Source organism: Paenibacillus tritici (assembly GCF_013204885.1).
Lineage (GTDB): Bacteria > Bacillota > Bacilli > Paenibacillales > Paenibacillaceae > Paenibacillus_AQ > Paenibacillus_AQ tritici.
This window is the reverse complement of record NZ_JABMKX010000008.1, coordinates 20,475-40,443: the sequence shown is the minus strand read 5'-3', so window position 1 is coordinate 40,443 and position 19,969 is coordinate 20,475. Positions and strand designations below refer to the sequence as shown.

16 protein-coding genes are annotated in these 19,969 nt (G+C 54.8%); 11 read left to right on the top strand and 5 right to left on the bottom strand.

All coding sequences use genetic code 11. The annotated features are described in order from the left end of the window. The first annotated feature begins 61 nt into the window (after positions 1-61). The 7 genes from HQN87_RS15400 (at position 62) to HQN87_RS15370 (ending at position 6,139) form a co-directional block, all read left to right on the top strand. Positions 62-1,102, top strand: a complete 1,041-nt coding sequence (locus HQN87_RS15400; RefSeq protein WP_173134919.1) for an EAL domain-containing protein — start codon at positions 62-64, stop codon at positions 1,100-1,102. Between the two features lie 22 nt (positions 1,103-1,124). Further along, positions 1,125-1,799, top strand: a complete 675-nt coding sequence (locus tag HQN87_RS15395) for a response regulator transcription factor (protein ID WP_173134916.1) — start codon at positions 1,125-1,127, stop codon at positions 1,797-1,799. Then, positions 1,796-3,217: a sensor histidine kinase gene (locus HQN87_RS15390; protein ID WP_173134911.1), complete on the top strand. Its 1,422-nt coding sequence runs from the start codon at positions 1,796-1,798 to the stop codon at positions 3,215-3,217. Before HQN87_RS15395 ends, HQN87_RS15390 begins: the two co-directional genes overlap by 4 nt. A gap of 79 nt (positions 3,218-3,296) precedes the next feature. Continuing rightward, positions 3,297-4,208, top strand: coding sequence for an ABC transporter ATP-binding protein (locus HQN87_RS15385; RefSeq protein ID WP_173134908.1), 912 nt, complete (start codon positions 3,297-3,299; stop codon positions 4,206-4,208). Beyond that, positions 4,205-4,921 (top strand): ABC transporter permease, encoded by a 717-nt coding sequence (locus HQN87_RS15380; RefSeq protein ID WP_173134905.1) that lies wholly within the window; start codon positions 4,205-4,207, stop codon positions 4,919-4,921. Before HQN87_RS15385 ends, HQN87_RS15380 begins: the two co-directional genes overlap by 4 nt. Position 4,922: 1 nt before the next feature. After that, on the top strand, positions 4,923-5,660 hold the full coding sequence (locus HQN87_RS15375; protein ID WP_173134902.1) for an ABC transporter permease: 738 nt from the start codon (positions 4,923-4,925) through the stop codon (positions 5,658-5,660). Between the two features lie 113 nt (positions 5,661-5,773). Beyond that, positions 5,774-6,139: an ArsR/SmtB family transcription factor gene (locus HQN87_RS15370; RefSeq protein ID WP_173134898.1), complete on the top strand. Its 366-nt coding sequence runs from the start codon at positions 5,774-5,776 to the stop codon at positions 6,137-6,139. Between the two features lie 320 nt (positions 6,140-6,459). Here the strand turns inward: HQN87_RS15370 and HQN87_RS15365 are convergent, their stop codons facing one another. Then, entirely contained in the window at positions 6,460-7,461 is a 1,002-nt protein-coding gene (locus HQN87_RS15365; protein WP_173134895.1) for a cation diffusion facilitator family transporter, read from the bottom strand. A 367-nt stretch (positions 7,462-7,828) separates the two neighbouring features. Here HQN87_RS15365 and HQN87_RS15360 point away from each other — a divergent pair, with 367 nt between their 5' ends. Both HQN87_RS15360 and HQN87_RS15355 read left to right on the top strand, forming a co-directional pair. After that, positions 7,829-10,150: a heavy metal translocating P-type ATPase gene (locus HQN87_RS15360; RefSeq protein ID WP_173134892.1), complete on the top strand. Its 2,322-nt coding sequence runs from the start codon at positions 7,829-7,831 to the stop codon at positions 10,148-10,150. 215 nt (positions 10,151-10,365) lie between these two features. Continuing rightward, positions 10,366-12,360 carry a methyl-accepting chemotaxis protein gene (locus tag HQN87_RS15355; protein ID WP_173134889.1) on the top strand — a complete coding sequence of 665 codons (1,995 nt, stop codon included), beginning with the start codon at positions 10,366-10,368 and terminating at the stop codon, positions 12,358-12,360. A gap of 73 nt (positions 12,361-12,433) precedes the next feature. On the opposite strand, the gene HQN87_RS15350 is transcribed toward HQN87_RS15355, so the two are convergent. The 3 genes from HQN87_RS15350 to HQN87_RS15340 form a co-directional block, all read right to left on the bottom strand. Then, the gene (locus HQN87_RS15350) at positions 12,434-13,396 is read right to left on the bottom strand and encodes an L-lactate dehydrogenase (RefSeq protein WP_173134886.1); all 963 of its coding nucleotides are present in this window, start codon (positions 13,394-13,396) and stop codon (positions 12,434-12,436) included. A 228-nt stretch (positions 13,397-13,624) separates the two neighbouring features. Further along, entirely contained in the window at positions 13,625-14,131 is a 507-nt protein-coding gene (locus HQN87_RS15345; RefSeq protein ID WP_173134883.1) for a CcdC family protein, read from the bottom strand. 203 nt (positions 14,132-14,334) lie between these two features. After that, positions 14,335-14,595: a GlsB/YeaQ/YmgE family stress response membrane protein gene (locus HQN87_RS15340; RefSeq protein ID WP_036732764.1), complete on the bottom strand. Its 261-nt coding sequence runs from the start codon at positions 14,593-14,595 to the stop codon at positions 14,335-14,337. Positions 14,596-14,863: 268 nt separating this feature from the next. Here HQN87_RS15340 and HQN87_RS15335 point away from each other — a divergent pair, with 268 nt between their 5' ends. Next, positions 14,864-15,916 (top strand): lactonase family protein, encoded by a 1,053-nt coding sequence (locus HQN87_RS15335; RefSeq protein ID WP_173134880.1) that lies wholly within the window; start codon positions 14,864-14,866, stop codon positions 15,914-15,916. A gap of 91 nt (positions 15,917-16,007) precedes the next feature. On the opposite strand, the gene HQN87_RS15330 is transcribed toward HQN87_RS15335, so the two are convergent. Further along, positions 16,008-18,233, bottom strand: coding sequence for an alpha/beta hydrolase (locus HQN87_RS15330; protein ID WP_173134877.1), 2,226 nt, complete (start codon positions 18,231-18,233; stop codon positions 16,008-16,010). A 534-nt stretch (positions 18,234-18,767) separates the two neighbouring features. Between HQN87_RS15330 and HQN87_RS15325 the strand changes: the two genes are divergently transcribed. Further along, positions 18,768-19,889, top strand: coding sequence for a sulfate ABC transporter substrate-binding protein (locus HQN87_RS15325; RefSeq protein WP_173134874.1), 1,122 nt, complete (start codon positions 18,768-18,770; stop codon positions 19,887-19,889). Positions 19,890-19,969 lie beyond the last annotated feature (80 nt).

Below are 19,969 nucleotides of genomic sequence, written 5' to 3'. Positions count from 1 at the left end.
GCAGGAGGAATCATGCTATAATTGCCTCAGGTTTTTGACATCATGAGGCGGAGGGATTGCCATGAACTGTGTTGACTGCGCTGACATCGGCCCGATAGAAGATGAAGGAGAGCTGAAGCTGCGCCCCTGTGCTGATCCGCTGGCGGCAGCCATCAGGAATGCGGGGTATGAAGTATACAAGGCAAGGGAGACTTGCTTAATTCCATACCACCACAAGGAAGAACTGCTGGAGCTTATAGAATGGCTGGAGGCGGAAGAGGCTACGCCCCAATCCTTATCCTTGTGCATTGCGGGCAGAGGCGCCCGTGCTGCGCTGGACCGGTGGCTGACTCTCGATCAGCTCAAGGTCCGGTTCTCGAATGAGAGCCTGATCTCTATCATCAGGGGCCATGATTTCTGCAGCCACATGCAGCCGATTGTGAATTTCAGTGAAGAGATTGTCGGCTTTGAATTTCTGCTGCGCCCGCTGCCCCAGGGCCATTATTTTCAGCCGTATGAACTGTTCGAGATCGCCCGGCGCACAGGCTTCCATTCCTTTCTTGACCGGGCCGCCAGGATATCGGCGATAGAGACCAGCACCAGACTGCTGCCCAAGGGCATCAAGCGGTTCATTAATTTCCTGCCCTCTTCTATTTATAATCCCAAGTATTGTCTGACTCATACCTTCGAGGCCATCCGCAGGCTGGACCAGAACCCGGAGGATTATGTATTTGAAGTCGTGGAGACTGAGAAAATAAGCGATATCCCGCATCTGCGGGCCATCTTCGCCGAATACCGCCAGCAGGGGATGCGGGTTGCGCTGGATGATGTCGGCGCGGGTTATTCGACGCTAGAGCTGATGTCCAGCCTGCAGCCGGATTATGTCAAGATTGACCGCAAGCTGATCAGCTTCTGTGATCAGGATGAGAATAAGCAGCGAGTCCTCAGTGAAATCGTCTCCCGGGCCGGAGATTTCGGTGCAAGGCTGCTGGCCGAGGGAATTGAACGCCGCGAGGAGTTCCTGGTGTGCCGTGATCTGGGCATGGATCTGGGGCAAGGGTATCTGTTCGGGAAGCCGGAGGACAAGCCGCCGGGCCATTTCGGATTCACTGCTGCGATATGAAGGGAAAGGGGCGGTGAACTGCGTGAGCGTAACCGTACTGTATGTAGAAGATGACCGTGATATCGGCAATGCCGTGTCAGCAGATCTGCGTGAACGGGAGTATGCTGTCCGCTGGCTGGAGAGCGGGGAGGGGGCGCTTGAAGCCGCAGAGGGCTGCCAGCTGGCCATTCTGGATGTGATGCTTCCCGGCCTGGACGGCTTCACCGTCGGTCAGCGGCTGAAGCGGGCCTATCCGGACATGCCGATCCTGATGCTCTCGGCACGCACCTCCATTGATGACAAGCTGCAGGGACTGGATTTCGCCGATGATTATCTGACCAAGCCGTTTCATCCCGATGAGCTGGCAGCCAGAATGGAGGTCCTGTTAAGAAGAAGCGGCACTGCTGCACCTGCGCCCATGATGCTTAAGCATCTGGTGGTCCGGCCGGGCAGCAGTGTGGTTATGGAAGCTGCAAGCGGGCGGGAGATTATGCTTACCGGCAAGCAGTTCCAGATCTTCTCATACCTGCTGCGGCATCTTGGACAGGTTCTGACCAAGGAGCAGATCTATGAAGCAGTCTGGGGAGAGAGTTATATGGAAGGCGACAAGACGCTGATGGTACATATCCGGTATCTGCGCGAGAAGCTGGAGCTTGATCCGGCAGCGCCGGAGATCATTGAGACGGTCCGGGGAATCGGATACCGGGTGAGAGGATGAAGGGGGCAGGACGGTTCCAGCTTCTGCACCGTTCCCTGCTCTTCCGGTATCTGCTTATTCTTGTGGCCGCGCTGTTGTTTATCCCTGTTATTGTGCCGTTGACTATTATGCTGTACAGCATCTTTGGCGGACTCGCCCATGAAGCGCCTCCCAAGGAGTATGCGCTGTATTCCAGTGTCGATAAGCTGGAGATCATGTGGCATGAGGAAGCGCGAAAGCTCCTGGACCAGCCGCCTGAGGACATCACTCAGAGACTTCGGACACTCAGTGAAACCTATCACCATGCCAGAATATTCTGGGTGGATCACGAGGGCAGAACACAGCTGGTTACAGAGCCCTCGGGTCCTCCGCTGCTGCTGGACGGACAGGCGGCCCGGGATATCCCTGCTTATTGGGGGGCTGCCGAGGCAGTCTCCTTCATGAAGGACAGTACAGCGCTTAAACCGCTGGCGATTGTTGCCTTTGTAGGGGATCAGGCGGAAGCCGGAGAAGGCTTCATGGTGATGCAGATTCCGGAAGAAATCAAGAACGGGAGATATGCCCCGGGGCTGGATAAGTGGTATTCGATTATGATGCTGGTATTCTTAATCGTCTTCGTCGTCAGCTCCTGGCTCTTCTTCGTCATGATCCGCAGACGGCTGCTGCGGCTGCAGACTGCTATGGTCTTTACCGGGCACGAAGGCTTGCCGCAGGTGGTTCCGCCGGGTAAGCCCGATGAGATTGGCCGTCTGGAGGAGGCGTTCAATACCATGGTCACCGAGCTTAAGGCCAGCCTTGCCAGAGAGGCGGAAGAGGAAACGCTGCGCAAGCGGCTCGTGGCTGATCTCTCCCATGATCTGCGGACTCCGCTAACTGTGATCCGCAGCCACCTTCATGTGCTGGGCAAGGAATCGCTGTCGCCGCGCGGCCAGTCCTCCCTTGAGCTGATGGATCAGCGGATAGAGAGTCTGGGCATCCTGATTGAGAACCTGCTGTCCTATAATCTGCTTAGCAGCGGGCGTACCCTGCTGAAGCTGGAGCAGCGGGATGTGCTGAGGCTGCTGCGGGAGAGCGCTGCTGCCTGGTATCCGGTCTGGGAGAAGGAAGGATTCGAGGTTGAGATTGACCTGGAGGGTGCGCCGCTCTACTGGGATGTCGATGACAGCTGGTTCCGCCGGGTGATGGATAACCTGTTCCAGAATATTCTGCGCCATGCACGCAGCGGGCTGTATGTAGGGATATTTACGGAAATCCGGGACGGCAGCCGGGTGATTATCATCTCGGACCAGGGCGGCGGTCTGGAGAAGAGCTCCGACTCCGCCGGAGCAGGGCTTGGCCTGTCCATTGTGGATCTGCTGCTTAAGCGGATGGAGCTGGAATGGAGCATGGAGAGTACCGGGCAGGGCACCGAGGTGGTCATTTGGAAGCGGACGTCCTGATCATTTTTAAACAAAATTTAAACTTGCTGCTTCCGTGCTTTTAACCTTGGGGCGTTATGCTGTTACCGAGGTGAAGAGAATGAAGGATACAGTGATAGAGACTAAGAATCTTCTGAAGGAATACCGCGGCCGTGCGGCCGTGAAGGAACTGAATCTGAACATAGGCAAAGGGGAGATCTATGGCTTCCTGGGACCGAACGGCGCCGGCAAAACCACAACCATCCGTATGCTGCTCGGTCTGATCAAGCCGACCTCCGGCCGCATTGAAATCTTCGGCCAGGAGCTGCGCCGCAATAGGCTTCAGATACTGCGCAAGGTAGGCTCGCTGGTGGAATCCCCGTCTTATTACGGGCATCTGAGTGCGCTGGATAACCTGGAGGCGATCCGCCGCATTCTGGATGTGCCCAAGTCACGGATTGCCGAGGTGCTGGATATTGTATCGCTTACCGGCGAAGAGAAGCGGCCGGTTAAGGGCTTCTCGCTGGGCATGAAGCAGCGTCTGGGAATTGCCGCTGCCCTGCTGGGCAGCCCGGAGCTGCTGATTCTAGATGAGCCGACCAACGGGCTGGACCCGTCAGGTATTCAGGAGATCCGCTCCCTGATTAAGCGGCTGCCGGGGGAAGAAGGAATTACGGTCCTGGTATCAAGCCATCTGCTCAGTGAAATTGAGCAAATGGCCGGTACGGTCGGGATTATCCGCGAAGGGCAGATGGTCTATCAGGATACCATTGCCCATCTGCAGGAGCAGGCGGCAGGCAATCTCAGCCTGGCGGTATCGGAGCCGGAAGCTGCACTGATGACTGCCGTGCGGCGCGGATGCGGCGGGGAGCTGCAGGAAGGACGGCTGATCCTGCCCCGGATGAGCGATGCCAGAGTATCGCTCCTGGTCAAAGAGCTGGTCGAGGATGGCCATGCCATCTACAGGGTAGAGGAGCACAGGCAATCCCTGGAGGAATTCTTCCTGCAGGTGGTTGGGGGAGGCGCGCTATGATGTGGCGTGCACTATCGGCCGACTGGCTGAAGATCCGCGGCAAAGGCATCTGGTTCCTGGCCTTCCTCGGCCCGGTTGGCCTGATCGCCATGCAGGGACTGAATTTCGGTCTCCGCTATGATTATCTGAGGGCACAGTACCAGGCGGATTGGTGGGGAGGCCTGATTGATAATATAATCCCCTTCGTACCGATTGCCCTGTATCTTGGCGGGACGCTGATCTGCTCGCTGATTGCGAATGTTGAGCATCAGACAAGTTCCTGGAAGCAGCTTCTGGCGCTGCCCATCTCGCGTACCGCTGTGTTTATGGCGAAGCTGCTGCTCTGCCTGCTGCTGCTTGCCGTGTCTTGCCTGCTGCTGTCGGCAGGGACGGTCCTTCTCGGGCTGCTGCTCGGCTTCGGCGATCAGCCGATACCTTATGCTGATGTGCTGCGGATAGGCTTCGCTGCTTATGCGGCGGCTATGCCGGTCATTGCTTTGCAGCTGTGGCTGTCTCTGTCCTACCGGAACCAGACGCTTCCGGTGTCTCTGGGAATGACGCTGTCCCTGGTCAGCATGTTCGCCGTGTATCTTACGGAGTGGATGCCGCTCTCCTGGCCGACCCTGGCCCTCAGTGCAGAGCGCCCCTGGTTGTTCAGCGGTGCAGGGTTGCTGCTGGGACTCCTTGTGCTGCTGCCGGGAGCCCTGCATTTCGCGCGAAAGGATGTGGACTGATATGGGGACTTTTCTACGAATAATCTCTGCGGAGCGCCTGAAGATGTCCGGGTCCCGGGTCTGGATCCTACTTCTGCTCAGCCCGCTGATCTCCCTGCCGATTGGTGCACTTTCAGACATGCAGGAGGATAAGGTAATCACATGGCAAGTTCTGCTCAGTACGATGTCAGCGGTTCATGCAATGCTGTTCCTTCCAATGCTCTCGGGCATCTTCGCAGCCTTAATCTGCCGCAATGAGCATAGTGACGGCGGGTGGAAGCAGCTCCTGGCACTGCCGGTAACACGGACTTCGGTATACTTCGCCAAATATGTGATGATCATGTTACTCCTGGCTGCGGTTCAACTGCTGTTCCTGGGAGGAGTTCTGGGCATCGGATTGTACCGTGGAGCAGAAGGGGGAATTCCCTGGGGGCTGCTGCTGACCAGCCTGTTCGGCGGCTGGTTTGCCTGTCTGCCGCTGGCTGCATTGCAATTGGCTGTATCCCAGGGCTGGAGCAGCTTCGGCGCTCCGCTTGCCGTGAATGTCTGCTTCACTATTCCGAATATGCTGATTGCCAATTCTTCCACCTATGGCCCTTATTATCCATGGGTGCAGCCCATGCTGGCTATGTCGCCCTTTGGGGAGGAGCGGTTCGGCGCCTTCAACCTGCCTTTGGAGAGCTTGATGATGGTCGTGTCCGGGAGCCTGGTGCTTTTCCTGGCAGGAGGCTTGTTATTCTTTTGGCGTAAGGCGGTGTAATGCGATTTGCTCTCTCTCCATGGACAATGGGCGCAGTTTTTTCTATAATTAATCGTAGAAGATACTATTAAGCGCCGGGTGAAGCCGGATTAGCATATGGAGGAGGCGGGAGCATGGAGCCAGCGGCACTTGAAGAATGCGACAACACCTGTAATGGTTCCGAACTGGAACCGGAATCTATGGCATTGATTCTGCCGGACCGTGGAACTACGGACAAGATGGCAGAGATGTTCAAGGCACTCGGTGATCCGACGAGAGTTCGGCTCATCTACGCTTTATCCCAGCAAGAGCTGTGCGTGCATGACTTGTCGTCGATACTGGATATGGGGCAGTCGGCAGTGTCCCACCAGCTCCGCTACCTGCGCAATCTAAGGATTGTGAAGCGCCGCAAGGAAGGCAAGACGGTGTATTACTCGCTAAACGATGCGCATGTAGAGCAGATCTTCCTGCAGACTCATGAGCATATCCGTCATGAATAGATGATCCCGAAATGAAGAAGGGAAGGTCCCGGCAGCCGTGAATCGGCGGCTTGGGACTTTCCCTTATTTGTTGTATATAAGACGCAATTAAGCTTGAACTTGAAGCTTCGTCGTCACTTACCTCAACAATCCTGCACAAATTGCAACATTCCCCATACGATAACAGCCCGAATTGAGAATTGTTGCACTAAAAGCAGGAATCTCACTCGTCCAGGCAGCCCAGCGGGATTATTCTTGTGTTTCATGCAACAATCCTCCGGTTACACAGGTAGCCTTGGAGCAAAATTGCAATTGGTACAACATTTGTGCCCCTGCTCCGATCAAACGGGAAGCTCTCCATGCTTCAAGGAGGAACCTTCGATTTGCAGCGTCGTGTGCCGGATGCCGAAATTCTCTTCCACCACTCTGAGCGCTTCCTGCAGCACTTGTTCATGATTCACATCATCCCGGATCAGCAGATGACCGCTGAGTGCATCCAGCCCGGAGGTGATGGTCCAGATATGCAGATCATGCACATCGCTGACCCCTTCGATACCCATGAGCGCCTGCTGCACATCATGGGTATTGACGTTAAGCGGAGTCCCTTCCATAAGAATGTGGAAGGCCTGCTTGATGACGCCCCAGGCGCTCCGCAGGATAAGCAGTGCAACCAGCACGCTGATGATCGGGTCTGCGGCATACCAGGAGAATAGGTTCATGATCAGACCGGCAATCAGGGCGCCGACAGAGCCGAGGGCATCGCCCATAATATGCAGATAGGCACTCTTGATATTGATGTTGTCTTTGGCCCCGCTTTGGCGCATCAGTGACCAGGCACTGACGAGATTAGCCAGCAGCCCCACTGCGGCGATCAGCATCATTGTTCCGCTGGCTACAGCGGGAGGAGAGGAGAAGCGCTGGAAGGCTTCCCACATAATAAAGCCGGCGATAACAAACAGCGTCACCCCGTTGAACAAGGCAGCCATAATCTCGAATCTGTAAAAGCCGAAGGAATTCTTCGCGGACGGCGGCTTCACGGCCATAATCATTGCGACGAGGCTCAGGGCCAGTGACGCCGTATCACTCAGCATATGGCCCGAGTCGGACAGCAGGGCCAGACTGCCGGTGACAAGGCCGCCGAAGAATTCAAGGAACATAATGCCGCCGGTGATAATTAAGGCGATCAGCAGACCCTTCTTGTTGTCCGGCGCGTGAGAGTGTGAATGGGAATGCGGGCCAGAGTGTGAATGCGGGCCAGAGTGAGAGTGTGAGCCAGAGTGTGAATGTGAATGTGAGCCAGAATGTGAGTGCTGATGCTGTTTGGAGTGTTTAGAGTTGTTCATTAGGAAGGACCCCTTTTCCGTTAACATATGAATAGTTGCTCATATGTTAATATTATGACGGCCGCAATCAAAATACAAGCATTTCATCAACTATTTTTCCAATATGCTTATCCTGTCATACCACAAGCTCCGCAATAAGCCGTAAGATATTTCTCGCCCTGCCTCGTTTCCCTCTATAGACTTGTTTTTCTCTACAGCCTCGTTTTCCTCTGTTTTCTTCTATAAAAACGAAAGAAACGAATAAAGAAATAGCCGCAAACTATGGGCAGGATGCATTGACACTGTATGATTCAGGGGAATATAATAGGTGTAAGTTAACATATGAACAAATACTCATATATAGGTTTATTCAAGGGAGATGAGTCATTTGAGTACGGCAGAAGGCAGTGTAAAGCGGAAGTGGGTCCTCGACGGGCTGGACTGCGCGAATTGCGCGATGAAGATTGAGAATAAGGTCAAGAAGATCGAGGGCGTGTCCTCCTGCTCCGTCAACTTCGCTACGAAGACTATGACACTGGAGACCGCGGCTACGGTTGCGGATGAAATAGCCGAGCAGGCTTCGCAGACGGTGACTAAGCTTGAGCCGCATGTGAAGCTGCGGGAGGTTGGTGGCGGTTCGCGGGCGGTCAAGAAGCCGCTGTCTGCAGGCGGCGCAGCCGCAGCGGGGCGAGTAGCTGTACAAGGACAGGGCCATATTCATTCCCACGGGGAAGCGCACGGGCATGGGCATGAACACTCCCGCGAAGCTGGACATGGGCATTCTCATGCTGCGGCTGAGCATAATCATAGCCACGAGGATTCAGAGGGACACGGGCATAGTCATGAGCATGGGGAAGGCGATACGCGCCGCATCCTGCTCCGGCTGGGGGGCGGCGCGGTTCTGGCGGCGGCCGGGATGTTCCTGCCGGTCAGCGGAATCACCGAGCTGCTGATTTTCCTTGCAGCCTATCTGATCGTAGGCGGTGAGGTAGTCTTGGCAGCGGTCCGGAATATCGTCCGGGGCCAGGTGTTTGATGAGAATTTCCTGATGGCGCTGGCGACCATCGGTGCCTTTGCCATCGGTGAATATCCGGAAGGCGTCGCGGTTATGCTCTTTTATCAGGTGGGTGAGCTGTTCCAGGGTATGGCGGTGAACCGTTCACGCCGTTCGATTACAGCACTGATGGATATCCGGCCGGAGTTCGCTTATCTGAAGGAAGGCAATAACCTGCGGAAGGTCTCCCCGGAAGAGGTTACAGTAGGAGACAGCATCGTGGTGAAGCCGGGCGAGAAGGTTCCGCTGGACGGGATTATTCTTGAAGGCAGCGCGATGATGGATACCTCGGCACTGACCGGAGAATCGGTTCCACGTTCGACTCAGCCGGGAAGCCAGGTGCTGAGCGGATTCATTAACCGTAATGGTGTGATTACTATTGAGGTGACCAAGGATTTCGGCGAGTCGGCCGTCTCGCAGATTCTAGAGCTGGTGCAGAATGCCACCAATAACAAAGCCAAGACAGAGAACTTTATTACCAAATTCGCCCGTGCCTATACTCCGGTAGTGGTCATAACGGCGCTGCTGCTGGCAGTGGTTCCACCGCTGGTGTTAAGCGGAGCTACGTTCTCGGATTGGGTCTACCGTGCGCTGGTCTTCCTGGTTATCTCTTGTCCTTGTGCGCTGGTTGTGTCGATCCCGCTCGGGTTCTTCGGGGGAATCGGAGCCGCCTCCCGGAATGGAATTCTGGTGAAGGGCAGTAATTACCTTGAAGCGCTAAATGATGTGAAGATCGTTGTGTTCGATAAGACGGGAACCTTGACCAAAGGGCAATTCACCGTGACCGGCAATGTTCCGGCGGAAGGCTTCACGGAGCAGGAGCTGCTGCGTATAGCGGCTTACGCTGAGAGTCATTCCAGCCACCCGATTGCCGAATCCATCCGTGCCGCCTACGGAGAAGTGATTCCTGGTGAGGCTATTGCTGACTATAACGAAATATCCGGACACGGTATCGCTGTTACGGTGGAGGGGAAGGCCGTTCTGGCCGGGAATGCGCGGCTGATGGAGCGTGAAGGGATTACCAGCCGGACTCCACAGCAGCACGGGACGATTGTCCATGTTGCCGTGGATAAGCGTTATGCAGGATACCTTGTCATCGCGGATGAAGTGAAAGAGGATGCGCAGAAGGCCATTCAGAACCTGAACTCGCTGGGAATCCGCAAGACCGTCATGTTGACCGGGGATGCGGCTCCCGTGGCCGAGTCTGTCGGCAGACAGCTGGGGATTCAGGAGATCCATGCCGAGCTGCTGCCCGGCGATAAGGTCGCAGCGATTGAACGGCTGGAGCGGGAGAAGGGGCCGCGGGAGAAGATTATTTTTGTCGGTGACGGAATTAATGATACCCCGGTGCTGGCCAGAGCGGATGTCGGGATCGCCATGGGCGGGCTTGGCTCGGATGCGGCGATCGAAGCGGCGGATATTGTCATTATGACGGATGAGCCTTCCAAGATTGCTGCTGCTATAGGGATCGCCAAGCGTACGCGGACGATTGTGTGGCAGAACATTGCTTTTGCGCTGGGAGTCAAAGCCATCTTCCTGCTGCTGGGGGCGTTCGGCATTGCAACCATGTGGGAGGCTGTATTCTCGGATGTCGGGGTAACGGTACTTGCTGTGCTGAACAGTATGCGCGCTTTACAGCTTCCGAAATCGGGATAACGATTGTACAGGAATTGATTATGAAATAATTATGAAAAATAAGTCTTAATGATCCTAGATATTGGGTCTTAAGGCTTATTTTTTATTGGATGTATTATGTTTTTTGTCTATTTATGCCGATATATTAAATATATATTTACAGCATATGGAAGATTACAACGGGTATCTGGGGGGATTTTGCGGTGAGTGAGGCAAGCTTGTGGACAAAATTGAAAATGAATGCAAAGAATGGAAAGTCGTTATCCCTGCAAAGCAAATGGTCGCTGGTTATTTTGGCCATTGCCATTGTACCTTTGCTCGGAGCAACGATTTTTTTCATGCAGTATTTCGGAGGTGTGACCAGAGACGACAGCGAGGAGCTCGCACAGAATATTCTGGAGATGAATACCTCCCGGATCGTGGAGTGGCTGAATACCAAAACTTCGGCGGTTCAGGAGCTGGTTGCGCAGCATCCTGAATTCGACACCTCCCGGCCGGACACTATATTTCCTGTGATCAAGGTGCTGGAGGAAAGTGACAAACAGTCAGAGGGTTACAGTGTAATCAACAAGGATGGGGTATTGGCCAATGCCCTCAAACTTACGGCTGACGTTGGCAAATCGGCATACTTCCTGAAGGCCAAGGAGAGTCTGGCGCCGGAAGTGGCGGAGATGTCTTTTTTGAAGCAGCTCGATAAGTTTATCATTCCGGTATTTGTTCCGGCAGTGGATAAGGACAAGAAGTTCGCCGGCGGCATTGCCTTCTCGGTGACACCCGACATTCTGATGGAGATGAGCAAGAATATTCATGTGGCCGATACCGGCTACGGATATGTGATTTCGGGCCAGGGCGATTATTACGCTTATTCGGATACGGAGCGGATCGGCAAGAACATCGCGGATTACGCGCAGACCCCGGAGCTGAAGCAAGCGATTAAGCATATTCTCGGCAATGAAGCCGGTTCGGAAGCCTACAAGGGTGAGGACGGCAAACAGGTCATTACTTATTATCGTACGGTTCCCGGTACAGACTGGAAGCTGCTGATCACTGTTCCCAAAAGCGAGATTGTTGCCAAGCTAAGCTCAGCCCAGCGCATATCCACACTGTTCATTATCATCATCATCCTGGCGGTCATTGCCGTAGCGCTAACGCTGACCCGGCTGATTGTGAAGCCGATTGTGGCGATCTCCGGGGTGATGAAAAGAGTGGCGGAGGGCCATCTCAGTGAACGGGTTACGGTGCGTTCAGGTGATGAAATCGGCCTGATGAGCCAGAGTATTAATGATATGATCGAATCCTTGTCCGGCATTGTCAGCAAAATTGATGCCACAGTAAGCAAGGTGGCTGTCTCTGCGGAAGAGGTGCTGAATAACGCCAGTCTGACCTCGAATACGTCGGCAGAGATAGAGCTGGTGGTCCAGGACGTAGCCCAGGGAATGGGCGAGCAGTTCAAAGGCTCGGAGCAGGCGGCAAGAGCTACGGAGGAGATGGCGATCGGCCTGCAGAGAATTGCGGAATCCTCCGTCAATGTGTCCGACCAGGCGGAGAGTGTCAGTACCGAGGTGGAGCACGGATATGTGGAGATTCAATCCACACTGAAGCAGATGACCGTAATCAGCGGGGCGGCAGAGGAGACCTCAGCTCTGATCCGCAACCTGAGCGGGCAGTCTGAGCAGATTGGACAGATCATTGATGTGATCTCGGAAATTTCCAATCAGACGGGTCTGTTATCCCTTAACGCTTCTATTGAAGCAGCCAGAGCTGGCGAGCACGGGCGCGGCTTCGGCGTGGTAGCGAATGAAGTGAAGAAGCTGGCGGAGCGCACGAACAGCGCGATTGTAAATATTGTGGAATTAATCCGCCAGATTCAGGAATCCACCAGGGCTGCTGAGGTCTCCATGGAGAAGAGCATCGCTGAAATCGGTGACGGTATGGGCAAAATGCAAAATGTGGGCACATCCTTCGACCATATCCGCTCTTCCATCCGCGAGGTATCGGTTCAGATTCAGGATGTCTCTGCCGTGAATGAGCAAATGTCGGCCGGAACCGAGGAGATTACGGCCTCCCTCTCCGACATGCTGATCATTGCCAGAGATTCTGCCGAAAGTGCCGAGATGGTGGCCGAGGCTTCAACAGAGCAGCGGAATCTGATGGGCAGAGTCGTAACCTCAGCCGCATCGCTCAATCAGATGATGAGCGAATTGCGCGGCGAGATCGAGAAATTTCAATAAGTTTAGTTACAACACCAAATACCCCTCAGCCGCACAGGTTACCTGTGAAGCAGAGGGGTTGTTTGCTGTTAGGCTACAGCTTCTCCTCCAGCTGAAGAGAATCAATCCCCTTGCGGATGATACTGCAGGAGGCTGCGAACTTCGCCATCTCGTCGCCGCTGAGGTTCAGCTCCAGCAGCTCCTGAATGCCGCTGCTGCTGATAATGGCCGGTACTCCGGCGCATACGGCGTTTTGTCCGTATTCACCATCCAGAATAGCGGATACGGCGATGATCTTGTGTTCGTCATTCAGAATAGAGCGTGTGATATAGGCCAGCGCACTGCCGATACCGAAGTGAGTGGAGCCCTTGCGGGTGAAAATCTCCCAGCCCGCATCCTTCGTCTTGCGGGCGATATCCATAAGGTCGAGGCTGCTGAACCGCTCGCGGTGCTGCTCCATAATCTGCAGGATCGGCTTGCCGCCGATCGTGACATGGGACCAGGCCACGAACTGGGATTCTCCATGTTCGCCGAGTGCATAGCCGTTCACGCTGCGCGGATCAATGGTGAACACCTCGGACAGCAGGGTTTTCAGCCGGGAAGAGTCGATGGAGGTGCCTGTGCCGATAACCCGGTGCCGCGGCAGGCCAGAGATTTGCCAGACCATGTAGGTAACAATATCTACGGGGTTCGCGGCCACGACAAAGATCCCGTCGAAGCCTCCGGCCATAATCTCGGTGATGATCTCCCGGGTAATGACAGCGGCTGCCTCCAGGACATCCAGCCGGGTCTGCCCCGGCTTCGGATTGGCGCCTGCTGTCAGAATGACAACATCCATCCCTGCGCAATCGGTTGCGGTGCCGGCATATACCTTGGTGCGTGTTCCGGTGAAGTCCATACAGTGCGACAGATCAAGCGCCTGTGCCATGGCGCGGTCATAAGTGCGGTCGATCATCATAATCTCATCGCAAATGGCCTGATTCACCATGGAATAAGCAACGCTTGAGCCGACCATCCCGGAGCCGACGATTGCCACTTTTCTCGATTTACTTTTCAATTGCCTTGTCCCCACTCTCTACAAGTATGGTTATATTCTAACCGATCTGATCGCAAGTTACCTGACATGGAACCGATAATGCCATCTGTACCTATAGAATTAGAATATGCAGATAGTGGGCGTTAGTGAAGGCTGGAGTAAAAGGGTGTCCCCGGCAGTCATCTATACGGCTGCCGGGGACACCCCCTGTTGCACAACTATATTCGGTTTATGCTCCGGTCCACAGGTCTACACCCGGGGCTGCGGGATCGGCCGCTCAGCGGGTAACATCTGGGTATAATGCTTATACATGAACACTCTCCAGTGGAGAATCATGCCGAAGGCCAGAATGAAGAATAATCCGCCGGATTGCGGAACGGAAACATACCGGTTGATGAATTCATGAAGAAGCGTGCGGACCAGCAGCAGTCCAAGCAGAATGAAGGCGAAGCTCTTGGAGCGCTGGGCGTAAATCTGCCCGTCACGTTCTTCAAACCGTGTACTGCGGATCAGCGGATAGGCAAATATAAACCAGCCGATCAGGAAAGCTGCAACAGCCCACCACCAGGGGAAGCGGACTTCAGGTACGACGAACATGGCGAAGCCGGTGGACATGCCAAGCGGCGGAATCCATATTTTGCGGATGGTCACCGGGCGGGCGCTGGCCTTCATGCGGATGAAAATAACCATCAGCGCCATGAGCACGGCTCCCAGCGTGGAGCCCACATGCAGAAGTGAGGGGTTGATATTACCCATAATTCACTTTCCTCTCTGTGATTTGGGTCACTCTTTTCCTTCATTATAGCAGATATTGAATCCATTTCAGAATGAAGCTTAGGCCCCGGTTTGTACAGGGTGCACCCTGCACCGCACACAGCAAACCCGCCAGGATCTAACCCTGGCGGGTTTGCACAATAAGTATGATCCAGCAGCTTCAGAATTGAATGCTGCCATCCGGCTTAAGAACGGCTACGTCCGCCAACCGAACGCAGAATCAGGCTTACGATAAAGATCAGAACCACGGCACCAATCAATGACGGGAAGACATAGTAATCGCTGATCTTAGGGCCCCAGCTTCCCAGCAGCATGCCGCCGAGCCATGAACCGAGGATACCTGCGATAATGTTGCCGATAATTCCACCCGGAATATCGCGGCCCATAATCAACCCGGCCAGCCAACCAATTACGCCACCAACAATCAACATCCATAGCAAACTCATTATACTTCAGCTCCTTTTTTCTTTTGTACTTGTTGTCTTCGATGGTTACTATTAACCTCATGCACAGCGTTTAAATCACGTGTTAAATATTGCCGGGCACACATTATTTAGTATTCCAGTGTGCCCAGATTTATGCTGTTTAATCCCGGTAGGGTGATGGGTACATAAAGATGTTATAGTAAATTTAGTGATCATGCCTGAGTGAGGATAGCGCTGTTCAGGTTATATAAAGCTTATACAATATACTATGTATGAAGGAGCCGCTGCCATGCACCAGCCTAATGAAGTATTATTCTATATCGGAACTTACAATAGTGAGAAGGAAGAGGCCATCCTGTTAGGTGCGCTGGATAAGGAGACAGGAGAAATGAGGGTGATGGGCGGTACCAAGGGTATCTTGAATCCATCCTATCTGGCCGTTAATCCTGCACAGACTGTATTATATGCAGTAAGCGAGCAGGATGAGGGTGAGGTTCATGCCTTTGCCATTAATCCGGGCAGCAAAGCCTTGCAGCCGCTGGGCGGCAGAGCTACCGGAGGCGGCGCTCCCTGTTATGTCTCGGTCGCTCCTCAGGGAGACTACATATTCGTGTCTAACTATACGGGAGGCAACGTCAACGTGTTCCCGCTGAATCCGGACGGGGCCTTGCAGGAGATGTCTTCCCAGGTTAAGCATGAGGGTTCGGGAACGCGCAGTGACCGTCAGGAGGCACCGCATCCGCATTCCGTTATTCCGGATAAGACGGGTGAGCATGTGCTGGTCTGTGACCTGGGTCTGGATCAGATTGTGTTCTACCGTGTGGAGGAAGGGAAGCTGGCCACTCACCGGGAGGTAGAGCTTCCGCCCGGCTCCGGGCCGCGCCATCTGGCGGTACATCCTTCGCGGCAATGGATCTATCTGGTTAACGAACTGAATAATACGGTTACGGTATTCGCTAATGACGAGCCGCAGGGTAACCTGAAGCTCCTGCAGAATATCAGCAGCCTGCCGGAGCATTATACAGCCGGGAGTGATGATACTGCTGCGGATATCCATGTATCGCCCTGCGGACGTTACCTCTACGTATCCAACCGTGGACATGACAGCATTGCCTTATTCCATATTGATAATGCTACCGGGCTGCTGGAAGCGGAGGATTGGGTGATATCCGGAGGACGCACACCGCGCAACTTCGCCCTGATCGGCGGAATGCTGCTCGCTGCCAACCAGAACAGCGGGAATATTGCCTCCTTCCGGATCGACAGCGAGACCGGGCGGCTGATTCCTACCGGCAATGAACTGGAAGTGACGGCTCCAGTCTGCCTTATAGCATTAGACTAATCCGGGCGCAGTTTGTCCATAAAAGATAAAGACATAGAAATGCCCCCTCTCCGCCGAAGTAAGCGGGGCAGGGGGCACTTTGGATTGTCCGTTAATGCATTCCTTCCAGCAGGATGTCACGCTCGTAGAAGCCGATGTCGTCCAGCATGATTTTGTCGTCTTCCCCTTGCAGGTAGAAGGTGATGTCAGTCAGCTTGTCAGGATCGAGCGCCGGCTCCTCCTCCAGAAACAGCTCGAAGGGCAGCTTGTAGGTCTGGAATACGGCTTCCGAGACGTTCCCGAATTTGCCGTCGCTGATCCGTTCTTCCAGCCATGGACTGATCGTAAATTCTGTCTGCGGCAACGGCAGAATATCCATCACCTCGTCCAGGGGAATTCTTGCGGCGGTATCATTGCTGTCGGTCAGCTCGACCTCCACCTCCGGGGAGAGGGCAGCCTCCGGCTGTTCCTCCGCATCCTCTTCCTCATAAGGGCCGGAATTATGATTCGCCAGGGAGAAGGTCAGCCCCTCGGCAGCAGCGGATTCCGCAAGCCTGCGGGTAATCGTATCGTTAAGCTTGATCTTGTAAGCCGATTCTGGTTCTTCCGGCGTCTGATCCGGGCTGCTGCTGCGTTCCAGCAGGATGCCGTATGAGGGCTTATTGTTCAATTCGCGGTCTTTGGCGGCCTCTTCGCTCCAGAGCAGGCCTTCCACTGTGGCGGTCCCGCCTTGGACCGTACCTCTCTTGCGGTCTTCCTCATAGTCCGCAACCGGGATATAGGCCCCGCTCTGGAAGCGGTTATAGTAGGCGGTATCCGGCAGCCACTGAGCCCCGCTGCGGTAATCGCGGAACAATTGCCGGTATTCGGCCTTGCCGTTCAGCGTAGTCTCCAGGAAGGCGGAGATATAGACCTTGGCGATCTGCCGCTGCTGCTCCCCGTCCATGATTCCCGAACGCTTCAGGAAGAGGCCGGTCGGCAGCGTCTGATCATACAATCCCCAGTCCGTATTGAACTGGCTGTGATTGGCGTCGGCAATATAGAGCGAGCTTTTGAAGGCAGCGGTGTTCCCGGTGTAGGAGGAACGCATATATTGCCGGTCTCCATAGAAGTCATGCACATCACCGTCACGGGCGCCTTGGAGCGTCAGGTAGTTCACATCAGTCAGAGTGGCCTGCTTGCTGTCGATCATTTTATCGGTAGGGGCCAGCGCAATAAGAGAAGTGATATGGAACTGCCGGGTGGCGGCAAGCACCGGATCACCCGGGAACCAGCGCGAAGCATCCGCAGCCATCGCTACAGCCTGACCGCCGCGGCTGTGGCCCAGAAGTGCCGTAGAGTCATAATCCACCTTCTGGTAGAAGGGGGTGCCGGGCTGCTCCGCGAAGCTGGCGATTTGCTGCAGATGCTGGAGAATCACCCAGGTCCGCAGCTTGAAGTCATTGTCCGGGATCCCCGACCAGGCGGAATAATTCAGGAAGTTCTCGTCCAGTGTAACAGCGATGAAGCCCCGGCTGGCTAATAATTCACCAAGATAGGCATAGCCGCCCTCGGAGTAATCCTCCATCATATGGTTGCCGTGCACCATAAGCACGAGCGGATAAGGCCCGTCACCGTCTGGCATCCACACCCGGGCATTCAGCGGGAGCGCAGTGGGGTCGAACCCCCAGAACAGGGTTCGCAGCGTCGGCCAGGAGCGGATGTACTCCGTAGCATCCACCGAAGTGGAGACTAAGGCGACATCCCGGCTATACGCCTTGCGCTGCAGATCCTTGCCGCTCCCGTACGTGAAGCTGTGAAACGGATAGTCTCCCGGCCGGCCGGGATCGGCAGCGGCCAGTGGAAGAACCTGTGCGTCTGCTGCCAGGGTCCGGACCGGTGGTGAAGGAGCAGGGCGGCTTCCCGTCCCATATCCGTAGGCCAGTGCGAAGGGGGACAGGAGCAGAGCCGCTGCCAGAAGTCCGCCGGTAAGCGTTCTGCGGGTCCGCAGCAGCCCGGCGGCCAGCCCCGCTATTCCGCTGGTTAAGGCTGCGATGCAGGCAATGACTGCTGCGGCAGCCAGCTCCAGGTCGGCAAAATACAGAATGAGCAGTACAGTACCAAGAGCGCTGAGCAAAGAGCCTGCGAACAGATGCGGAATGCGCAGTCCGGTTAAGGAGAGCAGCATGGCCAGCAGATTGCCGGCCAGCGCCATGACCAGGGTCCCGGCTCCGGCGGCCAGGATCACATCCGCTGCGCTCCCAAGTCCCGTAGGGATACCCATAACTGCTATAGTAAAAGCCAGAATACATAGCGTCCAAGGACCGCTGAGTGCAATCCTCCATAACGTTGTATCCAAACTGTACGTCTCCAGGATGCGTCGGCCTATTTCTTCAAATATACGCCTGTGGAGCCGCGGCCCCTGCGGCTGCGGCCCGGGAGCGTACTCCAAATCCATTCCCATGATGATTTCCTCCGGCCAAATATTTCTCGCAGAAACGAATGCCGTCCTTTAAGAGGACGGCGAAGCCGTTTCCACTTGTATGAATTCGCTCTATAACGCTCTATTAAGATGTAGCAATAATAGTACTTTGGGACATCAATAACAAGTGGGTACTAGAGGAATGGCCGCCACTTCCTGCCGCGGGTCCAGCCGAAACCTGACTTCACTCCAAATTGAAAAAAACGTTTGACAGCACGCGAAGCGTTCAGTATTATATCTGTATAACCTACTAAATAGGTAGGAATAATCGAATAAGTTCTTACCGTACAGACGGAGGAACGCCCGCTTCAGGCTTGCAGATACGTGTCGATCAGACCGGTTTGACTTGCCGCAAGCGGGCTTCCTGCGTCTTTTTTTAACCAGATGAACATTATGGGGGAGTGGATTGTGATGACAAAAGGGATCAAGAAGGGGCTTCTCGCCGGGTTCACACTAATATTGACGGCAGGGCTTACGGCTTGCGGGAACAACAGCTCGGGTAACAATGCGGGTGCAGGGACAACGGCCCCGGCTGCAACAGAGGCGTCTGCGGATACTTCGGCTGCGCCGGAGGCATCCAAGGCTCCATCCAAAGATCCGGTCGAGCTGCTGAATGTATCCTACGACCCAACACGCGAGCTGTACGAGAATTACAACAAGGCGTTCGCCGCCTATTGGGAGCAGGAGACCGGCCAGAAGGTTACGATCAAACAATCGCATGGCGGATCGGGCAAGCAGAGCCGTGCCGTACTCGACGGACTGGAAGCAGATGTGGTTACGCTGGCGCTCGGGTATGACATTGATGCCCTTCAGGAGACCGGGCTGATCAGCGCGGACTGGCAGAGCAAATATGAACATAACAGCTCCCCGTATACGTCCACCATCGTCTTCCTTGTCCGCAAAGGCAACCCGAAGGGGATCAAGGATTGGCCGGATCTGCTGAAGGAGGGCGTGGAGGTCATTACCCCTAACCCTAAGACCTCCGGCGGTGCGCGCTGGAACTACCTGGCCGCCTGGGGTTATGCGCTTGACCAGAATAATAACGATGAAGCCAAAGCGCAGGAATTCGTGCAAAAGCTGTTCAAGAATGTACCTGTTCTGGACACCGGGGCGCGCGGCTCTACAACGACCTTCGTGGAACGCGGCATCGGCGATGTGCTGATCGCATGGGAGAATGAGGCCTATCTGTCGATCAAGGAGCTGGGCCCGGATAAATTCGAAATTGTGAATCCTTCCGAGAGCATTCTGGCAGAGCCGCCGGTAGCCGTGGTGGATAAGGTTGTCGACAAAAGAGGAACCCGTGAGGTAGCCGATGCCTATCTGAAGTATCTCTACACCGAGGAAGGCCAGAAGATTGCTGCCGAGAACTACTACCGCCCTACGCTGGAGAGCGTGAAGGAACAGTATAAGGATCAATTCCCGGAGATCAAGCTGTTCACACTGGCCGATAAATTCGGAACCTGGAAGGAAACCCAGGAGAAGCATTTCAATGACGGCGGAATCTTCGACAAAATCTACGTACCGGGCAGCTAACATTAAGATGCGGTATGGAGCCAGGCAGAACAGGTAAGCTGAATCTTGCAGGGCGGGGTCCCGTCAAGGTGCTGATCGGC